This is a genomic window from Vibrio sp. Vb0667 (assembly GCF_033391095.1).
This window is the reverse complement of the sequence record NZ_JAWPOL010000300.1, coordinates 1-1,149: the sequence shown is the minus strand read 5'-3', so window position 1 is coordinate 1,149 and position 1,149 is coordinate 1. Positions and strand designations below refer to the sequence as shown.

2 protein-coding genes are annotated in these 1,149 nt (G+C 46.0%); both read left to right on the top strand.

Going from position 1 to position 1,149, the window contains the following annotated elements; all coding sequences use genetic code 11:
* The first annotated feature begins 5 nt into the window (after window positions 1-5).
* Window positions 6-584 (top strand): electron transport complex subunit RsxA, encoded by a 579-nt coding sequence (gene rsxA / locus R8269_RS25440; RefSeq protein WP_005380762.1) that lies wholly within the window; start codon window positions 6-8, stop codon window positions 582-584.
* Window positions 585-587: 3 nt separating this feature from the next.
* On the top strand, window positions 588-1,149 hold a 562-nt coding region (gene rsxB / locus R8269_RS25435), incomplete at its 3' end, for an electron transport complex subunit RsxB (RefSeq protein WP_318222942.1).

The following is a 1,149-nucleotide window of genomic DNA, read 5'->3' as shown; positions in this document are numbered from 1 at the left end:
TAACTATGACCGAATATGTTTTGTTGTTGGTCGGCACTGTGCTGGTGAACAACTTTGTACTGGTGAAGTTTTTGGGCTTGTGTCCATTTATGGGCGTGTCTAAAAAACTGGAAACAGCAATAGGCATGGGGTTAGCAACCACTTTTGTGCTAACCCTCGCATCTGTGTGTGCGTACTTAGTGGAAAGCTATATCTTGCGACCGCTCGGTATCGAGTACTTAAGAACCATGAGCTTTATTTTGGTGATCGCTGTCGTGGTACAGTTCACCGAGATGGTTGTACACAAAACTAGCCCGACCCTTTATCGCTTGCTTGGTATCTTCTTACCACTAATCACGACCAACTGTGCCGTATTGGGTGTTGCACTTCTCAACATCAATGAGAATCATAACTTCATCGAATCTATCATTTATGGTTTTGGTGCAGCCGTCGGTTTCTCACTTGTATTGATCCTTTTTGCTTCTATGCGTGAGCGTATCGCTGCGGCTGACGTGCCTGTTCCATTTAAAGGTGCATCGATTGCAATGATCACTGCGGGTTTAATGTCGCTTGCTTTCATGGGCTTTACAGGTTTGGTGAAGTAAACAATGAGTACGATTTTAATTGCGATCATCGCACTCGCTGTGCTTGCTGCGATTTTTGGTGCCATTCTTGGTTTTGCTTCTATTCGTTTTAAAGTTGAAGCGGATCCTATCGTGGATCAAATCGACGCGATTCTTCCACAAACACAATGTGGCCAATGTGGTTATCCAGGCTGTCGACCATACGCAGAAGCGATTGCGAATGGAGACAACATCAACAAGTGTCCTCCCGGCGGTCAAGCAACCATCGAAAAACTCGCAGACTTAATGGGTGTGGAACCTGAAGAGTCGGCACACGATCTAGACAGCAAAGTACCGACCGTTGCCTTCATTCACGAAGATATGTGTATCGGTTGTACTAAGTGTATTCAAGCTTGTCCTGTTGATGCGATTGTTGGTGGGACAAAAGCCGTTCACACGGTCATCAAAGACGAATGTACAGGCTGCGACTTGTGTGTCGCGCCATGTCCAACCGATTGTATTGAAATGATTCCTGTGGAAACCACCACAGATAGCTGGAAGTGGCAACTTAACGCCATCCCAGTGGTTAACATTACGGATGCTGCCA